The following is a 15,262-nucleotide window of genomic DNA, read 5'->3' as shown; positions in this document are numbered from 1 at the left end:
GAACGAGCCGAGGCCCGGCGGCGCGGCGAGCGACGCCGGCGGGGCGGGATCGTCATGAGATGTCCGGCGATGCCCGGACGGCCGGCGGGCGAGTGTGGCTATGGCCACCCGGGGGCGCGCGGGCGGCCGGCCCGCTGCGGGTGCTTCGGCGCACCTCGTTGTGTGGCACCGGAGACGGATGCGGGGTGGACAGGAGCCCCTCCCGTGTGGCATGTATCCGGTGAAACCCGGGCAGCCGACGAGGAGTCGGACAGGCCGGGGACGCGGGGAGAGTCGGGGAGTGTGACGCGATGGACGGCGGCAGGCGTCCCTTGTGGCAGGAGGAGACGAAGGTCCGGCGCCGGATGGCCGAGCCGGTCCGCACGGCCGCGGTCCGCGCCGTGATCATCGTGGCGGTCACCCTGATCCAGGCCATGGTGGCCTTCCTGTGCACCCTGGCGGGGTCCTGGTTCGCCTTCCCCGCGGTGCTGTGCACGGTCGCCAGCACCGTCGTCGCCACCTGGGCGGTGCTGGACGTCTGGGTGACGCGCCAGGTCTGGGTGCAGCGACACGGGGTGCGGTCCGAACCGAGCAGTACCGCCCGGGAGTTGCGCCGGGAGCGCCGGGAGGCGCGCCGCCGGGAGCGGCGCCGGCCGCCGGAGGAGCCGGCGCGCACGGACCGCGCGGCGGCCTGACGGGCGGGCGCGCGCCGGTGCGCGGGCCGAACGGCGCGGCGCGCAGCGGGCGTTCGACGTGGCGGCCGGTGCGCTGATCGCTATCATGACGTTGCGCATCGTGCATCGCATCGCACGATGCGCAACAGAATCCGAGCCGGGGAGCGCCCCGCCAAGGGCTTTCCGGAGAACGCCCCCAGGACGTGCCCCCGACGCAACGGGCGGTGAGGCGAAGAGCCATGGCGAAGACGACAGACGCGGCGGCGGAGCCCGCCGAGGAGCGGCGCGGGGCGGGTTCCGTCCAGTCCGTGGACCGCGCGGTGAGCGTACTGGAGAGCCTGGCCCGGCTGGGCGAGGCCGGGGTCACCGAACTCGCCGACGAACTGGGCGTGCGCAAGTCGACGGCGTTCCGGATCCTGGGCGTGCTGGAGAGCCGCGGTCTGGTGGAGCAGGAGAAGGACCGCGGCAAGTACTTCCTGGGCGCCGGGGTGCTGCGGCTGGCCGGCGCGGCCGCGATCCGGCTGGACATCTCGCAGGAGGGCCAGCCGGTGTGCCGGGCGCTGGCCGACGAGACCGGCGAGACCGCCAACATCGCGGTGCTGGACGGCGATGCCGCGGTCAACATCATGCAGGCCCGGGGCTCCGCCGCGGTCACCGCCTTCAACTGGCTGGGCCGCCGCACCCCGCTGCACGCCACCGCCAGCGGCAAGGTACTGCTGGCCCACCTGCCCCGGGAGCGCCGGGAGGCACTGCTCGGCCGCAAGCTGCCGCGCTTCACCGACGGCACGCTGACCGCCCCGGCCGCCGTGCGGGAGCAGCTGGCGGCCGTCCGCGAGGACGGCTTCGCCCGCACCGCCGAGGAGTTCGAGACCGGGCTGAACGCCGTCGCGGCGCCGGTGCGCTCCTACGACGGCACGGTGATCGGGGCCATCGGGGTCTCCGGGCCCGCCTACCGGATGGCGCCGGAGCGCCTCCCGGAGCTGGCGAAGGCGGCGGTGAAGGCCGCGGCCGAGCTGTCCCGCCGCATGGGGTACGGCGGCTGAACCCGGCGCGGCGGCCGGTGCGGTGGGGCGGTCGGCGCGGGCCGGACGGCCCGCTCAGCCGCCGGCCGGCTCCGCCCCCGCCGGCTCCTCCGGGCGCCGGTACATCCGCGTCGCGGTGATCTGCCCGTGCACCGCCTCGCCGGACGGGTCCGGCTGCGGCAGGCCGGGGCGCAGATGCTCCTCGACGCTGATGTACTTCAGGCCCGCCCGCAGGTCCGCGTCGTTGCGCAGCCGGATCACCAGCGGGAACTCCGCGAGCGCGGTGGTGTCGAACAGGCCGGTGGTGTAGAGGAGTTGGACGCCCAGGGCGTCGGCGACGGCGCGCTGGAGCTCCAGCAGGTAGGTGGCGTTGGCGCGGCCGATGGGGTTGTCGAGGAACAGCGTGCCGGCGTGCCGCTGCTTGTCGCGGCCCCGGTCGTTGCTGCGCAGCGCCGCCATCGTGCAGTACAGGGCGATGGCGGCGGTCAGCAGCTGGCCGCCGGAGAAGACGTCGCCCATCTGCCCGACGGGGACCCGCTCGGCGCGCAGCACCGCGTCCGGCTTGAGGATCTCCACGGCCACCCCGCGCGGCTGGAGCGCGGCCTGCACCCCGCGCAGCAGCAGGGACATCCCGTCGCGCCGCAGATCGCTGTTCTTCCGCACCGCCGCGCTGGTCGCCTCGTCGATGACCTCGCCGAGCCGCTCGGTGAGCGTGGCCTGATCGGGGTCCTCGAAACGGATCCGCAGGAACTCCTGGCCGGACCACTCCCCCAGCCCCTCGGGCAACCGGGAGAGCCGCTGGGCGGAGCGCAGCGTCGTCAGCGAGGACTCCACCAGCCCGCGGAGCCGGTCGACGATGGAGTCGCGGTTGCGCTCCAGCTGCGCCAGCTCGTCGGTGAGCACCCGCAGGCGGGGCGCGAACGCCTCGGCCCACTTGGCGGCGTGGTCCGGCAGCGCCGCGGCGGGCAGCTCGCGGATCTGCTGCCGGGCGGGGGTGCGCACCTGCTCGTAGCGGGTGGCGTTGGCGTGCCGGACGAGGACGTCGGAGGCGTCCCGGACGGCGGACTCGGCGGCGGAGAGGTCGGCGGCGCAGCCGCGCAGCGAGCGGCGGGACTCCGCGGCGGCCTGCCGGGCCTCGGCCAGGCCGCCGGCGTACGGCTCGATCGGCGCGTCCTCGCCGTCCGCCCCCCGTTCGGCGTCCGGGTGGTCCCGCAGCAGATCGCGCAGCAGGGCGGCGGTCTCGTCGAAGCCGCCGGCCGCGTCCTCGGCGGCACGGTGCGCGCGCAGCAGCTCCTCGTGCCCGGTGCGGGCGGCCTCCAGGGCCTCGGTGGCGGTGGCCAGTTCGGCGTTGGCGGTGCGCAACAGCTCCTTGGCCCGGTCGGCGTCGGCGGGCACCAGCTCCTCGGGCAGCTCGGTGTGCGCCTCACCGTCGGTGGGCGCCAGCCGCTCCGCCTCGCCGCGCAGCCGGCCGAGCTGCTCGCTGGCGGCCGAAGCACGGGTCTCCAGCATCTGCACCATCGACTCGGCGCGGGCCGCGGCGGCCTGCCGGGACGGGCCGTCGGCCGCGTCGGGGCTCTGCAGCAGCTGCTCGGCGCGGGTGCGGACCTTGTTGGTGAGGCGGTTCAGCTCGGCCAGGGCGGCGGACTCGTCGCTCTCGGCGCGGGCCTGCTCGGCGCGCAGGTCGGCGCCGACGCCGACCTTCTCGTAGAGCTGGGAGGCGGCGCGGTACGCCTCGCGGAGCGCGGGCAGCGAGGCGGCCGGGTCCTCCGGGGCGTCGCCGAGGTCGTCGGGGACGCCGGCGATCTCGGAGCGCTCGGCGCGCAGCGCGCGGGCGGTGCGGCGGGCGTCGTCGGCGGCCCGCTGGGCGGCCCGGCGGTCCTCGTCGGCGGCCCGGGCGCGATCCACGCACTCCTCGGCGCGGGCCTCGAACTCCACGGCCTCGTCGGCGAGTTCGCGCATCCTGGACTGCCAGCCGGCGCGCTCGCGGAGCCGGTGGGCGAGGCCGGCGAGCAGGTCGGCGGCGCGCCGGGCGCGCTGCGCGGCCTCCTGTCGTTCGTCACGCACCCGGGTGGCCTCGCCGGCGACCTCGTCGGCCTCGGCGCGGGCCGTACGGGCCTCGGTCAGCTCGGCGGCGGCCTCCTCGGCGGCGGCCCGGGCGGCCTGGGCGGCCTCGGCCAGCTCGGTGAGCCGGCCGGCCGGGCAGCCGGCGCGCCAGGAGCCGAGCCGGGCGGCGAGCGCGCGGTCCCCGGCGAGGCGGGCAGCCAGCGACCGGATCTCCTCGTCGCGCTCGGCGGCGCGGGCGCGCAGCGCGCGGCGCTCCTCGTCGGCGGCGGACTCGTCGTGCATGGCCGGATTCGGCGGGACGAGAAAGACACCGGAGTCGTCCGCGTCGGGGCCCGGGGTGGGGGCGAGCAGCGCGGCGGCGGTGCCCACCGCGACGGCGGAACGGGGCAGCAGCGCGGCCTGGGCGAGGACCTCGCGGGCCCGGGCGTGGGTGTCGGGATCGGTGATGATCACGCCGTCGACCAGCTCGGGGCGGGCGGCCAGCACCCGGGCGTGGTCGGCGGGGTCGACGGACTGGGCCAGATAGCGCCAGCCGGGCAGCGCGGGGACGCCGTGCTCGCCCAGATACTCCACCGCCGCCAGCACGTCGGGGCCGGGCGGCAGCAGGCCGCCGTCGCCCAGCGCGCCCAGGATCCGGGAGTCGTCGGCGGCGGCCGTCCGCAGGTCGAACAGCTGGCGCTCGGCGGCCGCGACGCCGTCCTCCAGCAGCTCGTGCAGGGCGTCGGCGCTGCGGTCCAGCTCCTCGGCGGAGAGCGGGCCGGCGGGGCGGCGCGGGGCGGCGGCCGGGGCGCCGTCGGCCGTACGGGGGCCGGGCAGGGCGATCGCCGACGCCTCGGGGAGGCCGAGGAGTTCGACGAGCCGCTGCTCGGCGCCGATCGACTCGGCGGCCCGGCGCTCGGCGTCGTGGGCGCGCTCGGCGGCCTGGGCGGCGTCCTCGGCGCGGGCCGCGGCGAGTTCGGCGGCGGAGTGCCTTGCGGCGGTCTCGCGGGCCCGGTCGGTGGCCTGCCGGGCGGCCTCGCGGGCCGCGTCCCACGCCTCGACGGCGGTCTTCTCGGCGTCGGAGGCGGCGAGTGCGGCGCGGGCCGGATCGGCGTCCGGCGCGGTGTCGTCGAGCCAGCCGGCCCGGACCGCCTCGGCGGTCTCCTCCGCGACCTCGGCGAGCCGCTGCTTGAGGTGGTCGGCCTCGCTGCGGGCGCGCTGGGCGTGGGTGGCGGCGGTGGTGGCGTCGCGGTGCGCGGACTCGCCGGCCTCCTGGAGGGCGGCGGAGCGCTCCTCCTCCTCGTTGGCGAGGCGTTCGCCGGCCTCGGCGGCGCTGTGCAGGGCGCGCACCAGGTCGGCGGCGGCGGTGGCGCGGGCGGCCAGCGCCGGGGCGGCGTCCCGCTCGGCCTCGCGGATGGCGGCGGCGACCCGCGCGGAGCGGTCGGCGGCGGCGCGGTGCCGCAGCGCGGTCTCGGCGGCCTGCCAGGCGCTGTGCAGGGTGCGGGCGTCGTTGAGCTCGCGGCGCTGGGCGGCGGCGCCCTTCTCGGCGGCGGTCAGCGCCAACGAGGCGTGGCGGTAGGCGAGTTCGGCGGAGACCAGGGCGCGGCGCTCGCGGCCGCGCTCGGCGTCGGTGACGCGGTGCGCGGCCGCGGCGACCGCCTCGGCCAGCTCGGCGGCCCGGCCGCGCTCCTCGGTGCCGCGGGCGTGCAGCCGCTGGGCCAGGCCGCGGGTGCGGCGCTCGGCGGCGGCGTGCACCTCGCGGGCCCGGTCGCGGGCCTCGGCGGCCTCGGCGATCTTCGAGAGCAGGTCCAGCGAGCCGGCGGTGAAGTCGCGTTCGGCGGTCAGCTCGGCGCGGCGGCCGAGCTTGTGGGCGAAGCCGTGGACGAGGTCGGCGAGGCCGTCGGTGTCGCGGGTGTCGGTGACCGCGCGCAGCAGCAGGTCGGTGAAGTCGGAGTCGTTCTTGACCGCGAAGAGGCCGGCCGCCTCGCCCTCGTCGGCGTTCATCTCCCGCTGGTAGCGGAAGAGTTCGGGGTCCAGGCCGAGGTCGCCGAGGTGTTCGTTCCAGCGCTCGTGGACCTCCTCCCAGACCACGTCGAGGTTGGGGTAGTTCTTGCCAGCCTCGGTGAGGGCGTCGCGGAAGCCCTTCATCGTGCGGCGGCGGCCGTGCGCGCCGGAGCCGCCCTCGCCCTGCTCCGTCCGGGGGCGGACGAGGGTGGCCTCGGCGACGGGGAGGGAGTCCAGGCTCATCCCGGGGCCGGGCCGGAAGCTGTACCACGCCTCGGCGAACTTGCGGGGGTCGTTGGAGACCTGGCGGCCGCGCCACTCGCTGACCTTGCCGACCACGACGGACTCGCCGGTGACGACGTGCTGCCATTCCAGGGCGACATGGCCGCAGTCGTCGGCCAGCAGGAACTTGCGGAGCACGCCGGAGCTGGCGCCGCCGAGGGTGTTGCGGTGGCCCGGCAGCATGACCGAGAAGATCAGCTTGAGCAGGACGGACTTGCCGCCGCCGTTCTCCAGGAAGAGCACGCCGGCGGGGGCCGGGCGGCGCGGCGGGCCGACCGGTTCGTCCTCGAAGAAGTCCGCCTGGGCGGGGGCCGGCTGCGGCACCGGCGCGCCGACCCCGCGCAGGTCCAGGACGGTGTCGGCGTAGCGCGCACCGGCGGGCCCGATGGAGTAGAGGCGGACCCGGGACAGCTCGTACATGGCGGACTCTCGTTGGTGTGTGGGTGGGTCGGTGGTCGGGGTGGGCGGCGGCGGGCGGTCAGCCGGAGTGGAACGGCAGACCGGCCTCGGCGACCAGGTCGAGGTCGTCGGACTCCTCGCCGGGCAGCAGCGAGGCGCTGCCGTCGGAGACCGGCACGATGCCCAGCTCCAGCAGCTCGGCCATGGCGGCGGTGCCGGCCATGTCGCGGACCTGGAGCTGATAGCGGGCGGTGGTGCGGTAGGCGCCGCCGGCGTCGTCGCCGGTGCGCTGGAGGAAGCCGGAGTCGACGAGGAAGGTGACGGCCTTGGCGATGATGCCGGTGGTCGAACCGGCCAGCCGCCGGGCGTCCTTGGTGGCGCCGGTGGCGCTGCGCCGCGCGTAGACCCGCCAGGCGGACTCCAGGCCGGGGGCGTCGGTGACCGGGTCGGTGTTCTCGCCGTCCTGCGCGGCGCGCTCCTCCAGGCGGCGGCACGCCTGCCGGACGAAGGCGTCGACGCCGTTGACGGTGATCCGGCCGATGTAGCCGTCGTCGGCGAGGTCCTCGGGGCGGGGGAAGGACATGGCGGCGACGGCGAGATGGGCCAGGCCGTGCAGGAAGCGGTCGGCGGAGTCGGCGGAGGCGCGGCGGGCGTAGTCGCCCATCCGGACCGCGAAGACGGAGTCCTCGGCGGCGGTGACGGCCATCCCGGCGCGGGTGGAGACCTCCAGGACGATCAGCCCGAGGCCCGAGGCGACGGCGTCGGCAAGCCGGGCGAAGGCGGGTTCGTCGCGATACCGGCGGAGCAGGTCGGCGTAGGCGGCGTCGCGGGCCGGCAGCAGCTTGGGCTGGAGGCCGAAGGCGACCAGCCGCGCGGCGTCGGCGGCGTCGGCCGGGGATTGGGGTCTCCCCTGCTCGAGCGGAGCCGAGAGCTCGGGGACCGCGGCGGGAGCGGCCGTCGCGACCGCGGTCGTCTCGGGGGCGTCGGCGGGCGCGCCCCAGGCCGCCTCGCCGCTGCCCGGCGCCGGCTCGGGCCGCGGCGCCTCGTCGGCGTCGTACTGGGTCACGGGTGGAGCTCCTTGCGGGGGACGGTCGGGGGTATCTCGTAGCGCGGCGGCGGTGCGGCCGCTATCCGGCGGCGGGGGTGCGCGGTGGGCATCAGGCCACCTCCGAGCGGTCGGCGGCCATACCGGCCGCGTCCAGCAGGGCGGTGCCGACGATGAGGTCGGCGCCGCCGAACTCGGGGTCGACCAGCTCGGTGCCGTCGTCGACGGCGAAGAGCAGGTGCTGCTCGCCCTGGCGGTAGGCGGTGCCGACCGGGGGGCTGGCGGCGTGCACCGCCAACAGGGCGACCAGGTACGGGAGTTCGGGGTCGCTGCGGCGGGCCTCGGCGAGCAGGCCGGAGAGCCGGCGGGGGGCGTCGGCGGGCAGGTCGAGCAGGGCCGTCGCGGCGTCCATCTGGGCCTCGCTGAAGCGGCTGTCGTCGGGCGTGGCCACCAGGTCGGGCTCGGGCATCTCGGCGCCGAGGTGCTCGCGCTCCAGGGGCGGGGTGAGCAGCACCTCGACGAGGTCGCCGACCCGGACGGCGGTGGGGGTGCGCAGACCGGTGCCGTGGGCGAAGAAGGCGTCGGTGACCCGGGTGGCCGCCTCGACGGGGAGCGGGAGGACGGGGGCGACGAGTTGGCCGTAGAGGTCCAGGCCGGTGCGGGCGGCGGGGGCGGCGAACGCCTGGCGGTCCTGCTCGGCGCGGAAGAGCGGGCCGGCCTCCAGGAGCCGGGACTGCAGCTGGGTGTGCCGGCGGATGCAGTCCTTGACGATGTCGACCAGCTCGGCGGCGCGCCGCTTGTGCTCGCCGGTGCGCGCGTCGACGGCCTCGGCCTCGTCGCGGGCCTTGCGGATGTTGGTGAGGATGGCGTTCTCGTGGCGGTAGCGGTCCGCCACGTGGTCCAGCGCCTCGTTGATCATGTCGGGGACGGTGTGCAGCCAGTCGACCGAGCGGACGTTGCGCCGGGTGGCCTCCAGGGTCCTGCGGAGGGTCTCGGCGTACTGGACGGTGCGGTAGCGGGCCTGCTCGGCGGCGAGCTGGGCGTCGGCCAGCCGGCCGCGGCTGATCAGCACCTCCAGCTTGACCTCGGCGGCGATCTGGGCGCTGGTGACGTCCGTGTCGAGGGCGCCGACGAGGACGTTGACCGCCTCGTCGGTGGCGCGGAGGTAGACGGTGCCGCCGGCGCCGGGGACCTCTTCGACGAGCTTGAAGTCGTAGTCGCGGCGGACGTAGGCGCCGTCGGTGGTGAAGGTGCCGTAGACGGCGCGGAAGCCGCGGTCGACGCTGCCGACGTTGATGAGGTTCTCCAGCACCCAGCGGGCCACCCGCTCGTGCTCCGCGGCGGGGCGGTCCGGGGCCTGGGCGGCGACCCGCGGGAGGACCTTGGCCACTATCTCCTCGTGGTCGGCGCCGGTGTCGAAGTCCATGTTGAGGGTGACCAGGTCGATGACGGCGAGCGCCACCTCCGCCATGGCGTAGACGCCGTACTCGCCCGCGAGGTTGGCCTTGCGCACGTCGAGGTCGTGCAGCGGCGCGGTGCACGCCAGCGCGCGCAGCCGGCGGGCCAGTCCTTCGTCGGCGGCCGGGCCCGGCGCGGGCCGGCCGGTGCCGTTGAGCTGGGGCGCAGCGGCCCCCGGGGCGGAAAAAGTCACGTCGCACAGCGTAGGCGCTGGCACTGACAACGGACGAAACGGCGCGGATCCGCTCATGGGCGGACCGCCGCCGGATGCCGGAAGCAGCTCAGGGGCCGGCCGGCTGGTCATTTTACCGGCGGCGCCGGCGGCTCAGTGCGTGGCCCCCTCGGCGACCCGCAGGTCGGTGCGGGTGCGGGCGGCGGTGGCGGCGATGGCGCGCAGCGCGGTGGCGGCCGCGTCGACCGGCAGCGACGGCCGGGCGCGGTCGGTGACCTGCTCGGGCGCGTAGGGGACGTGCACGAAACCGCCGCGCACATGCGGCAGTTCGGTGGCGATGAGGTGGGCGAGCCCGTAGAAGACGTGGTTGCAGACGAAGGTGCCGGCGGTGTTGGAGACCGAGGCCGGCAGGCCCGCGGCGCGGACGGCGGCCACACACGCCTTGATCGGGAGGGTGGCGAAGTAGGCGGCGGGCCCGCCCGGCACGATGGGCTCGTCGATCGGCTCCGCGCCCGCGGAGTCGGGGATGCGGGCGTCGTCCACGTTGACGGCGACCCGTTCGACGGTGATGTCCGGGCGCCCGCCCGCCTGTCCGACGCATACCACGATGTCGGGACATGTCTCGTCGATCGCGGTGCGCAGGGCGGTCATGGAGCCGCCGTAGACGCAGGGGAGTTCGGCGGTGTGCAGGGCCAGCCCGTCGAGCGGTGCGGCCGCCGCGGCGCGCACCGCGCGCCAGGACGGGTTGGTGGCCTCGCCGTCGAACGGCTCGAATCCGGTGAGCAGTACGCGGCTGGGGGTGGGACGCGAGCCGTTCGGCGGGGTGGTGGAGGTCATGGGTCTCTCCCGGGGTGGGGCGGTCAGAACGCGAACAACGCCATGATCACGATGTTGCAGCCCAGCAGGACGCCGGCGGTCGGCAGTTGCGCCTTGATGGGCCCGTACTGGTCCTTCAGCTCCAGCAGCGCCGCCGGGACGATGTTGAAGTTGGCGGCCATCGGGGTCACCAGCGTCCCGCAGAAGCCGGCGAGCATGCCGAGGGCCAGGACGGCGGCCGGGTTGCCGTGGAAGTGGCCGATCAGGACGGGCCAGCCGACGGCCGCGGTCATCACGGGGAAGGCGGCGAAGGCGTTGCCCATGATGAGCGTGAAGGCGAACATGCCCAGGCAGTAGACGGCGACGGCGACGTAGAGCGAGTCCTTCGGGAGCAGGGCGGTGGCGAGCTTGCCCACCTGGCCGCCGACGCCGGAGACCTGGAAGATGGCGCCGAGCGTGGCCAGCATCTGCGGCAGCAGCATCGCCCAGCCCATCGCCTCCAGCATGGTGCGGCCGGACTGCACCGGCACCGAGATCCGCTTCTCACGCAGCATCACCATGCCGACGACGAGCGCGGCGACCGCGCCGATGCCGAGGCCCAGGATGGTCTCGCTGCCCTTCTGGAGGACCGGTTCGCCCCCGAGGGAGAGGTGTTTGACGCCGATGGCGCAGGCCATCGCGACGACCGGGATGGTCAGCGCGGGGACGAAGAGCCGGTTGCCGAGGCGGGCGGCGCTCGCGGTGCGCTCCTCGGGGGTGGTGGTGCGCGGAGTGCCGCGCCCGGTGAAGCCGAAGCCGGCCAGCGCGGCCATCACGAGCACCGCGGCGCCCAGCGGTTCGGCCGGGGCCTGCTTGGTGACGACCCAGCTGCTGTAGATGAACCCGGCGCCGATCAGCCCCCAGAAGGCGCCGGTGCCCAGCCGCTTGGGGTTGCTGCGGTCGGTGACCATCTGGGCGGCCATCACCAGGAAGCTGAGGCCGACGAGCCAGTAGAACCACTCTGCCTTGATCATCGGGTGGCCTCCGCTGCGGTGGTGGATCGGGCGTCGGCGGCGAGCAGTTCGCGCTCCAGGTGGCGGTCCAGGCGCAGCAGCCGCCAGCCGTGGACGACGAAGGCGCACAGCGCGGTGGGGATCGCCCACAGGGCCAGCTGGAGCGGTTCGAGGTGGGTCCCGTAGGTGGTGTTGACGAAGCCGGTGATCAGCAGGATGGAGCCGACGGCGAGGAAGACGTCCTCCCCGAAGAAGAGGCCGACGTTGTCCGCGCCGGCCGCGAACGAGCGGATCTTCTCCCGGGTCCGCTCGGGGAGCGGGCCGTGGCGGCGCTCGGCGGCGCCCTCCGCCATGGGGACGGCGAGCGGACGGACGGTCTGGGCGTGGCCGAAGACGTTGGTCAGCCCGATGGCGGCGCCGATCTGCCGCAGGCCCAGGTAGAGCGCGAGGAAGCGCCCGGTGGTGAGCCGGCCGAACCGGGCGATCAGGGCGCGGGCCTGCTCCTGGAGGCCGTAGCGCTCCAGGAGGCCGATGACCGGGAGGGTGATCGCGAAGATGGTCACCGCCCGGCTGCCGGCGAAGCCGTCGCCGAAGGCGGCCAGCACCTTCGCCGGCGAGAGCCCGCCGAGGAGTCCGGTGACGATCCCGGCCGCCGCGACGACCAGCAGGGCGTTGCGTTTCGTGGCGAAGCCGACCACGACCACGAGCACGCCGAGGAGGACGATCATGGATCCGCCTTCCGCGTACGGGTCCCCCGCGAGACGCGCGCGCCGCGGGTCGACGGAAGGTCGACGGGCAAGGGGCACGAGGGGGGAGCGTTGAGGAGTTGCTCAGGAATTGCTGCGGAGGCTATGCGATTGTTGAACGATCCGACAAGGGGTCGGCGACGACGAAACGGGAGCGCGGCCGGCGTCCGGCCGCACCGGCGGACCGGCGGCAGCCCTAACCCTCGGCGATGCGCTGGGCGTACGCCGCCGACAACTGGGCGCGGGAGTCCTCCAGATAGGCCCGCAGCAGCAGTTCGGCCGCGGCCGCGTCGCCGGCCAGCAGCGTCTCGGCGATCTGCCGGTTGCGCACCAGGTAGGGCGAGTGGAAGCGCCGCGGGTCGTCCATCACATGGAAGACCAGCCGGAGTTCGGCCAGCACACCGCGCATCAGCTCGTCGGTGCGCGGACTGCCGGCCAGTGCCACGACGGACTGGTGGAAGCGGAGGTTGGCGGTCGACAGCTCGGCCCAGGCCCGCTCCGCGGCAGCCGCCTCGCCGGCCCGCACCGCCTCCTCGATCGCCGCCACCAGCCGGGCGGTCGCGGCGTCGTAGGGGCCCTGGCCCAGTCCGCGCACCGCCGCGCACTCCACCAGCAGCCGCACCCGGAAGATGTCGTCGAGGTCCTCGACGGTCACCATCCGTACGAACACCCCGCGGTTGAGCCGGTGTTCCAGCAGCCGCTCATGAGTGAGCAGCCGGAACGACTCGCGGAGGGTGTTGCGCGAGACGCCCAGCGCGCCGCCGATGCTCTCCTCCGACAGCCGTGCGCCGGGCGGGAAGTAGCCCTCGGTGATCCGGCCCCGCAGGATGTCGGCGACCCGTTCGGCCGTGCTGGCGCGGCCGAGCAGGGCGCGGTCCCCTTCCAGTCCCGCGACCTCGGCGAGCCGCCGTCGATCGTTCCCCGCCACTCCGCCGGCCATAGCGCTGTCCGCTCCGTCCGTCGGGACGGACCGGCGAGGCCCGTCCCGCTGTGCTGTTCCGCTGTCTGTCAGCCGAAGTCAATCCCAGATAACGGGACAGGACAACACACCTCTTGTCGGATCGTTCAACGATCTGTACGTTGGCGAGCGCTTCGGCATCGCCGCAGCCGCCTCCCGCATCCGCACGGCACCCCGCATCCGGAACGGAGATCCATGAGCAACCCGGCGGCCCCTCCCGTCATCGACCTCAACGCCGACCTCGGGGAAGGCTTCGGCCGCTGGCACCTCACCGACGACGAGGCCCTGCTGTCCGTCGTCACCAGCGCCAACGTCGCCTGCGGCTTCCACGCCGGCGACCCGTCCACCATGCGCCGGGTGTGCGCCCTGGCCGCCGAGCGCGGGGTGGTGATCGGCGCCCAGGTCTCCTACCGCGACCTGGCCGGCTTCGGCCGCCGCGCCATGGACGTGCCGCCCGACGAACTGGCCGACGAGATCACCTACCAGATCGGCGCATTGGAGGTCTTCGCCCGCGCCGCCGGCGCCCGGGTCGGCTACGTCAAACCGCACGGCGCGCTCTACAACCGCTGCGTCCACGACGCCGGGCAGGCCGCCGCGGTGGTCGCCGGGATCCGCGCCGCGGGCGGCCGCCTGCCGGTCCTCGGGCTGCCCGGCTCCCGGCTGCACGGGGCCGCGACGGAGGCCGGACTCCCGGTCGTGGGCGAGGCGTTCGCCGACCGCGCCTACACCGACGCGGGCACCCTGGTGCCGCGCCGCGAGCCGGGCGCGGTGGTCCACGACCCCGACGCGGTGGTCAAGCGCGCCGTCGGCCTGGCCCGGGACCGCACGGTCACCTCGCTCGACGGCAACCGGATCACGGTCGCCGCGCGCTCCCTCTGCCTGCACGGCGACACCCCGGGCGCCGCCGAGCTGGCCCGCCGGGTCCGCGCCGAACTGACCTCGGCCGGGGTCCGGGTGCGGAGCTTCGTATGACGCCGGACAGGACACCGGACGGGACGGAGACGGCGGTCCGCGGAGCCGGGCGGCCGTCGCCCACGGTGCTGCCGGTCGGCGAACACGGGCTGCTGATCGAACTGGCCCGTGCCGAGGACGCCGAGGCCCTCCACGCCGAACTGCTGCGCCGTGCCGCCGACGGCCGCCTCCCCGCCGTCCGCGAGATCGTGCCGGCCGCCCGGACGGTCTTCCTCGACGGCCTGGCCGACCCCGGCGCGCTCGCCGTCGAACTGCCCGGCTGGCACCTTCCGCCGCCGGCCGCCGGCGACCGCGCGGCCGTCGAGATCCCGGTGCACTACGACGGCCCGGACCTCGCCGACGTCGCCGCACTGTGGGGCGTCTCCGCCGACGAGGTGGTCCGGCGGCACTCCGCCACCGCCTTCCGCGTCGCGTTCTGCGGGTTCGCGCCCGGCTTCGGCTATCTGACGGGGCTTCCGGAGCACCTGCACGTCCCGCGCCGGGAGAACCCCCGCACCCGGGTCCCGGTCGGCTCGGTCGGCCTGGCCGGCCCGTACACCGGGGTCTATCCGCGCTCCTCCCCCGGCGGCTGGCAGCTGATCGGCCGCACCGAGGCCGTCCTGTGGGATCCCCGGCGCGAACCCGCCGCACTGCTCGCCCCCGGCACGCCCGTCCGCTTCGTGCCCCAGGACGCCCCCGTGCCGGCCCCGCGCACCACTGCCTGCGAGGAGTCCGCCCGATGACCGACCGCGCCCTGTCGGTGGTCCGGGCCGGCGCGCTCACCACCGTCCAGGACCTCGGCCGGCCCGGCCACGCGCACCTGGGAGTGCCCCGCTCCGGGGCGCTGGACGGGCCCGCGCACCGGCTCGCCAACCGCCTGGTGGGCAACCCCGCGTCGGCGGCCACCCTGGAGACCACGCTCACCGGCTGCGCGGTCCGCCTGCGCGGCGCCGCCACCGCCGCGGTCACCGGCGCCCCCTGCCCGGTGACGGTGGACGGCCGGCCCGTCCCCTGGGGCGCCCCGGTCCACGTCCCGGCCGGCGCCGTGCTGGAGGCCGGGCCGGCCACCCACGGCGTGCGCTCCTACCTCGCGTTCGCCGGCGGCGTCGGCCCCGAACCGGTGCTCGGCAGCCGCGCCACCGACCTGCTCTCGGGCCTCGGCCCGGACCCGCTGGCGGACGGCGCCGGGCTCCCGCTGGGGTCGCCGTGCGGCCCCCCACCGGCGGCCGACGTGGTCCCGTGCGCCGGACCTGCGGCCGAGCTGGTGCTGCCGTTCCTGCCCGGGCCGCGCGACGCGTGGTTCACCGCCGAGGGGCTGCGCACCCTGACCGACGGCCGGTTCCGGGTCTCCGCGGCCTCCAACCGGATCGGGCTGCGCACCGAGGGCCCTCCCCTGGAGCGCGCCCGGGACGGCGAACTCCCCAGTGAGGGCATGCCGTTGGGCGCGCTCCAGGTACCACCGAACGGCCTTCCGGTGCTGTTCCTGCACGACCATCCGACGACCGGCGGCTACCCGGTCGCCGGGGTCGTCCCGGAGCGCTTCCTGGCCGCGGCGGCACAGGCGGCACCGGGCACTCCGGTCCGGTTCGTACGGCTCGGCCGGCGACCGGGAGCGGTGGCGCACCCCGGCTGACATCGGCGCACCCTGCCACCCCAAGTACGTTCCGTGCGCCGGGTGTTCGCGCCCGGCGCCCCGGCCCCTCTCGCATCACCACCGGCAC

At 75.9% G+C, this 15,262-nt stretch carries 12 protein-coding genes; 5 read left to right on the top strand and 7 right to left on the bottom strand.

Going from position 1 to position 15,262, the window contains the following annotated elements; translation table 11 throughout:
* The first annotated feature begins 290 nt into the window (after positions 1 to 290).
* Together B073_RS0121050 and B073_RS0121045 are read left to right on the top strand one after the other, a co-directional pair.
* On the top strand, positions 291 to 674 hold the full coding sequence (locus B073_RS0121050) for a hypothetical protein (RefSeq protein WP_018540063.1): 384 nt from the start codon (positions 291 to 293) through the stop codon (positions 672 to 674).
* 218 nt (positions 675 to 892) lie between these two features.
* Complete coding sequence (locus B073_RS0121045; RefSeq protein ID WP_018540062.1) at positions 893 to 1,696, top strand: IclR family transcriptional regulator; 804 nt, start codon at positions 893 to 895, stop codon at positions 1,694 to 1,696.
* A gap of 54 nt (positions 1,697 to 1,750) precedes the next feature.
* Here the strand turns inward: B073_RS0121045 and B073_RS0121040 are convergent, their stop codons facing one another.
* From B073_RS0121040 to B073_RS0121010, 7 genes are all read right to left on the bottom strand, one after another.
* Complete coding sequence (locus B073_RS0121040; protein WP_018540061.1) at positions 1,751 to 6,424, bottom strand: hypothetical protein; 4,674 nt, start codon at positions 6,422 to 6,424, stop codon at positions 1,751 to 1,753.
* Between the two features lie 58 nt (positions 6,425 to 6,482).
* Entirely contained in the window at positions 6,483 to 7,469 is a 987-nt protein-coding gene (locus B073_RS0121035) for a hypothetical protein (RefSeq protein ID WP_018540060.1), read from the bottom strand.
* A 91-nt stretch (positions 7,470 to 7,560) separates the two neighbouring features.
* On the bottom strand, positions 7,561 to 9,099 hold the full coding sequence (locus B073_RS0121030) for a hypothetical protein (RefSeq protein WP_018540059.1): 1,539 nt from the start codon (positions 9,097 to 9,099) through the stop codon (positions 7,561 to 7,563).
* Between the two features lie 132 nt (positions 9,100 to 9,231).
* On the bottom strand, positions 9,232 to 9,915 hold the full coding sequence (gene pcp / locus B073_RS0121025; protein ID WP_018540058.1) for a pyroglutamyl-peptidase I: 684 nt from the start codon (positions 9,913 to 9,915) through the stop codon (positions 9,232 to 9,234).
* Between the two features lie 23 nt (positions 9,916 to 9,938).
* Positions 9,939 to 10,907: a DUF979 domain-containing protein gene (locus tag B073_RS0121020; protein WP_018540057.1), complete on the bottom strand. Its 969-nt coding sequence runs from the start codon at positions 10,905 to 10,907 to the stop codon at positions 9,939 to 9,941.
* Positions 10,904 to 11,614, bottom strand: a complete 711-nt coding sequence (locus B073_RS0121015; RefSeq protein WP_018540056.1) for a DUF969 domain-containing protein — start codon at positions 11,612 to 11,614, stop codon at positions 10,904 to 10,906. Before B073_RS0121015 ends, B073_RS0121020 begins: the two co-directional genes overlap by 4 nt.
* Before the next feature lie 214 nt (positions 11,615 to 11,828).
* The gene (locus B073_RS0121010) at positions 11,829 to 12,572 is read right to left on the bottom strand and encodes a GntR family transcriptional regulator (RefSeq protein WP_018540055.1); all 744 of its coding nucleotides are present in this window, start codon (positions 12,570 to 12,572) and stop codon (positions 11,829 to 11,831) included.
* Positions 12,573 to 12,785: 213 nt separating this feature from the next.
* Here B073_RS0121010 and B073_RS0121005 point away from each other — a divergent pair, with 213 nt between their 5' ends.
* The 3 genes from B073_RS0121005 to B073_RS0120995 are packed head-to-tail and all read left to right on the top strand — an operon-like array spanning position 12,786 to position 15,174.
* Positions 12,786 to 13,562: a LamB/YcsF family protein gene (locus B073_RS0121005; protein ID WP_018540054.1), complete on the top strand. Its 777-nt coding sequence runs from the start codon at positions 12,786 to 12,788 to the stop codon at positions 13,560 to 13,562.
* Positions 13,559 to 14,284, top strand: coding sequence for a 5-oxoprolinase subunit PxpB (pxpB, locus tag B073_RS0121000; protein WP_018540053.1), 726 nt, complete (start codon positions 13,559 to 13,561; stop codon positions 14,282 to 14,284). Before B073_RS0121005 ends, pxpB begins: the two co-directional genes overlap by 4 nt.
* The gene (locus tag B073_RS0120995; protein WP_018540052.1) at positions 14,281 to 15,174 is read left to right on the top strand and encodes a biotin-dependent carboxyltransferase family protein; all 894 of its coding nucleotides are present in this window, start codon (positions 14,281 to 14,283) and stop codon (positions 15,172 to 15,174) included. The genes pxpB and B073_RS0120995 overlap by 4 nt, the downstream gene beginning before the upstream one ends.
* Positions 15,175 to 15,262: the final 88 nt, after the last annotated feature.

It is taken from the genome of Streptomyces sp. MspMP-M5 (assembly GCF_000373585.1).
In the GTDB taxonomy this organism is placed as follows: Bacteria; Actinomycetota; Actinomycetes; order Streptomycetales; family Streptomycetaceae; genus Streptomyces.
This window is presented reverse-complemented; position numbering and strand designations above follow the sequence as displayed.

Excerpts from the sequence above, each read along its gene's own strand:
- B073_RS0121050 (WP_018540063.1), top strand. The coding sequence starts at position 291 with ATGGACGGCGGCAGGCGTCCCTTGTGGCAGGAGGAGACGAAGGTCCGG.
- B073_RS0121045 (WP_018540062.1), top strand. The coding sequence starts at position 893 with ATGGCGAAGACGACAGACGCGGCGGCGGAGCCCGCCGAGGAGCGGCGC.
- B073_RS0121040 (WP_018540061.1), bottom strand. The coding sequence starts at position 6,424 with ATGTACGAGCTGTCCCGGGTCCGCCTCTACTCCATCGGGCCCGCCGGT.
- pcp (WP_018540058.1), bottom strand. The coding sequence starts at position 9,915 with ATGACCTCCACCACCCCGCCGAACGGCTCGCGTCCCACCCCCAGCCGC.
- B073_RS0121020 (WP_018540057.1), bottom strand. The coding sequence starts at position 10,907 with ATGATCAAGGCAGAGTGGTTCTACTGGCTCGTCGGCCTCAGCTTCCTG.
- B073_RS0121015 (WP_018540056.1), bottom strand. The coding sequence starts at position 11,614 with ATGATCGTCCTCCTCGGCGTGCTCGTGGTCGTGGTCGGCTTCGCCACG.
- B073_RS0121010 (WP_018540055.1), bottom strand. The coding sequence starts at position 12,572 with ATGGCCGGCGGAGTGGCGGGGAACGATCGACGGCGGCTCGCCGAGGTC.
- B073_RS0121005 (WP_018540054.1), top strand. The coding sequence starts at position 12,786 with ATGAGCAACCCGGCGGCCCCTCCCGTCATCGACCTCAACGCCGACCTC.
- pxpB (WP_018540053.1), top strand. The coding sequence starts at position 13,559 with ATGACGCCGGACAGGACACCGGACGGGACGGAGACGGCGGTCCGCGGA.
- B073_RS0120995 (WP_018540052.1), top strand. The coding sequence starts at position 14,281 with ATGACCGACCGCGCCCTGTCGGTGGTCCGGGCCGGCGCGCTCACCACC.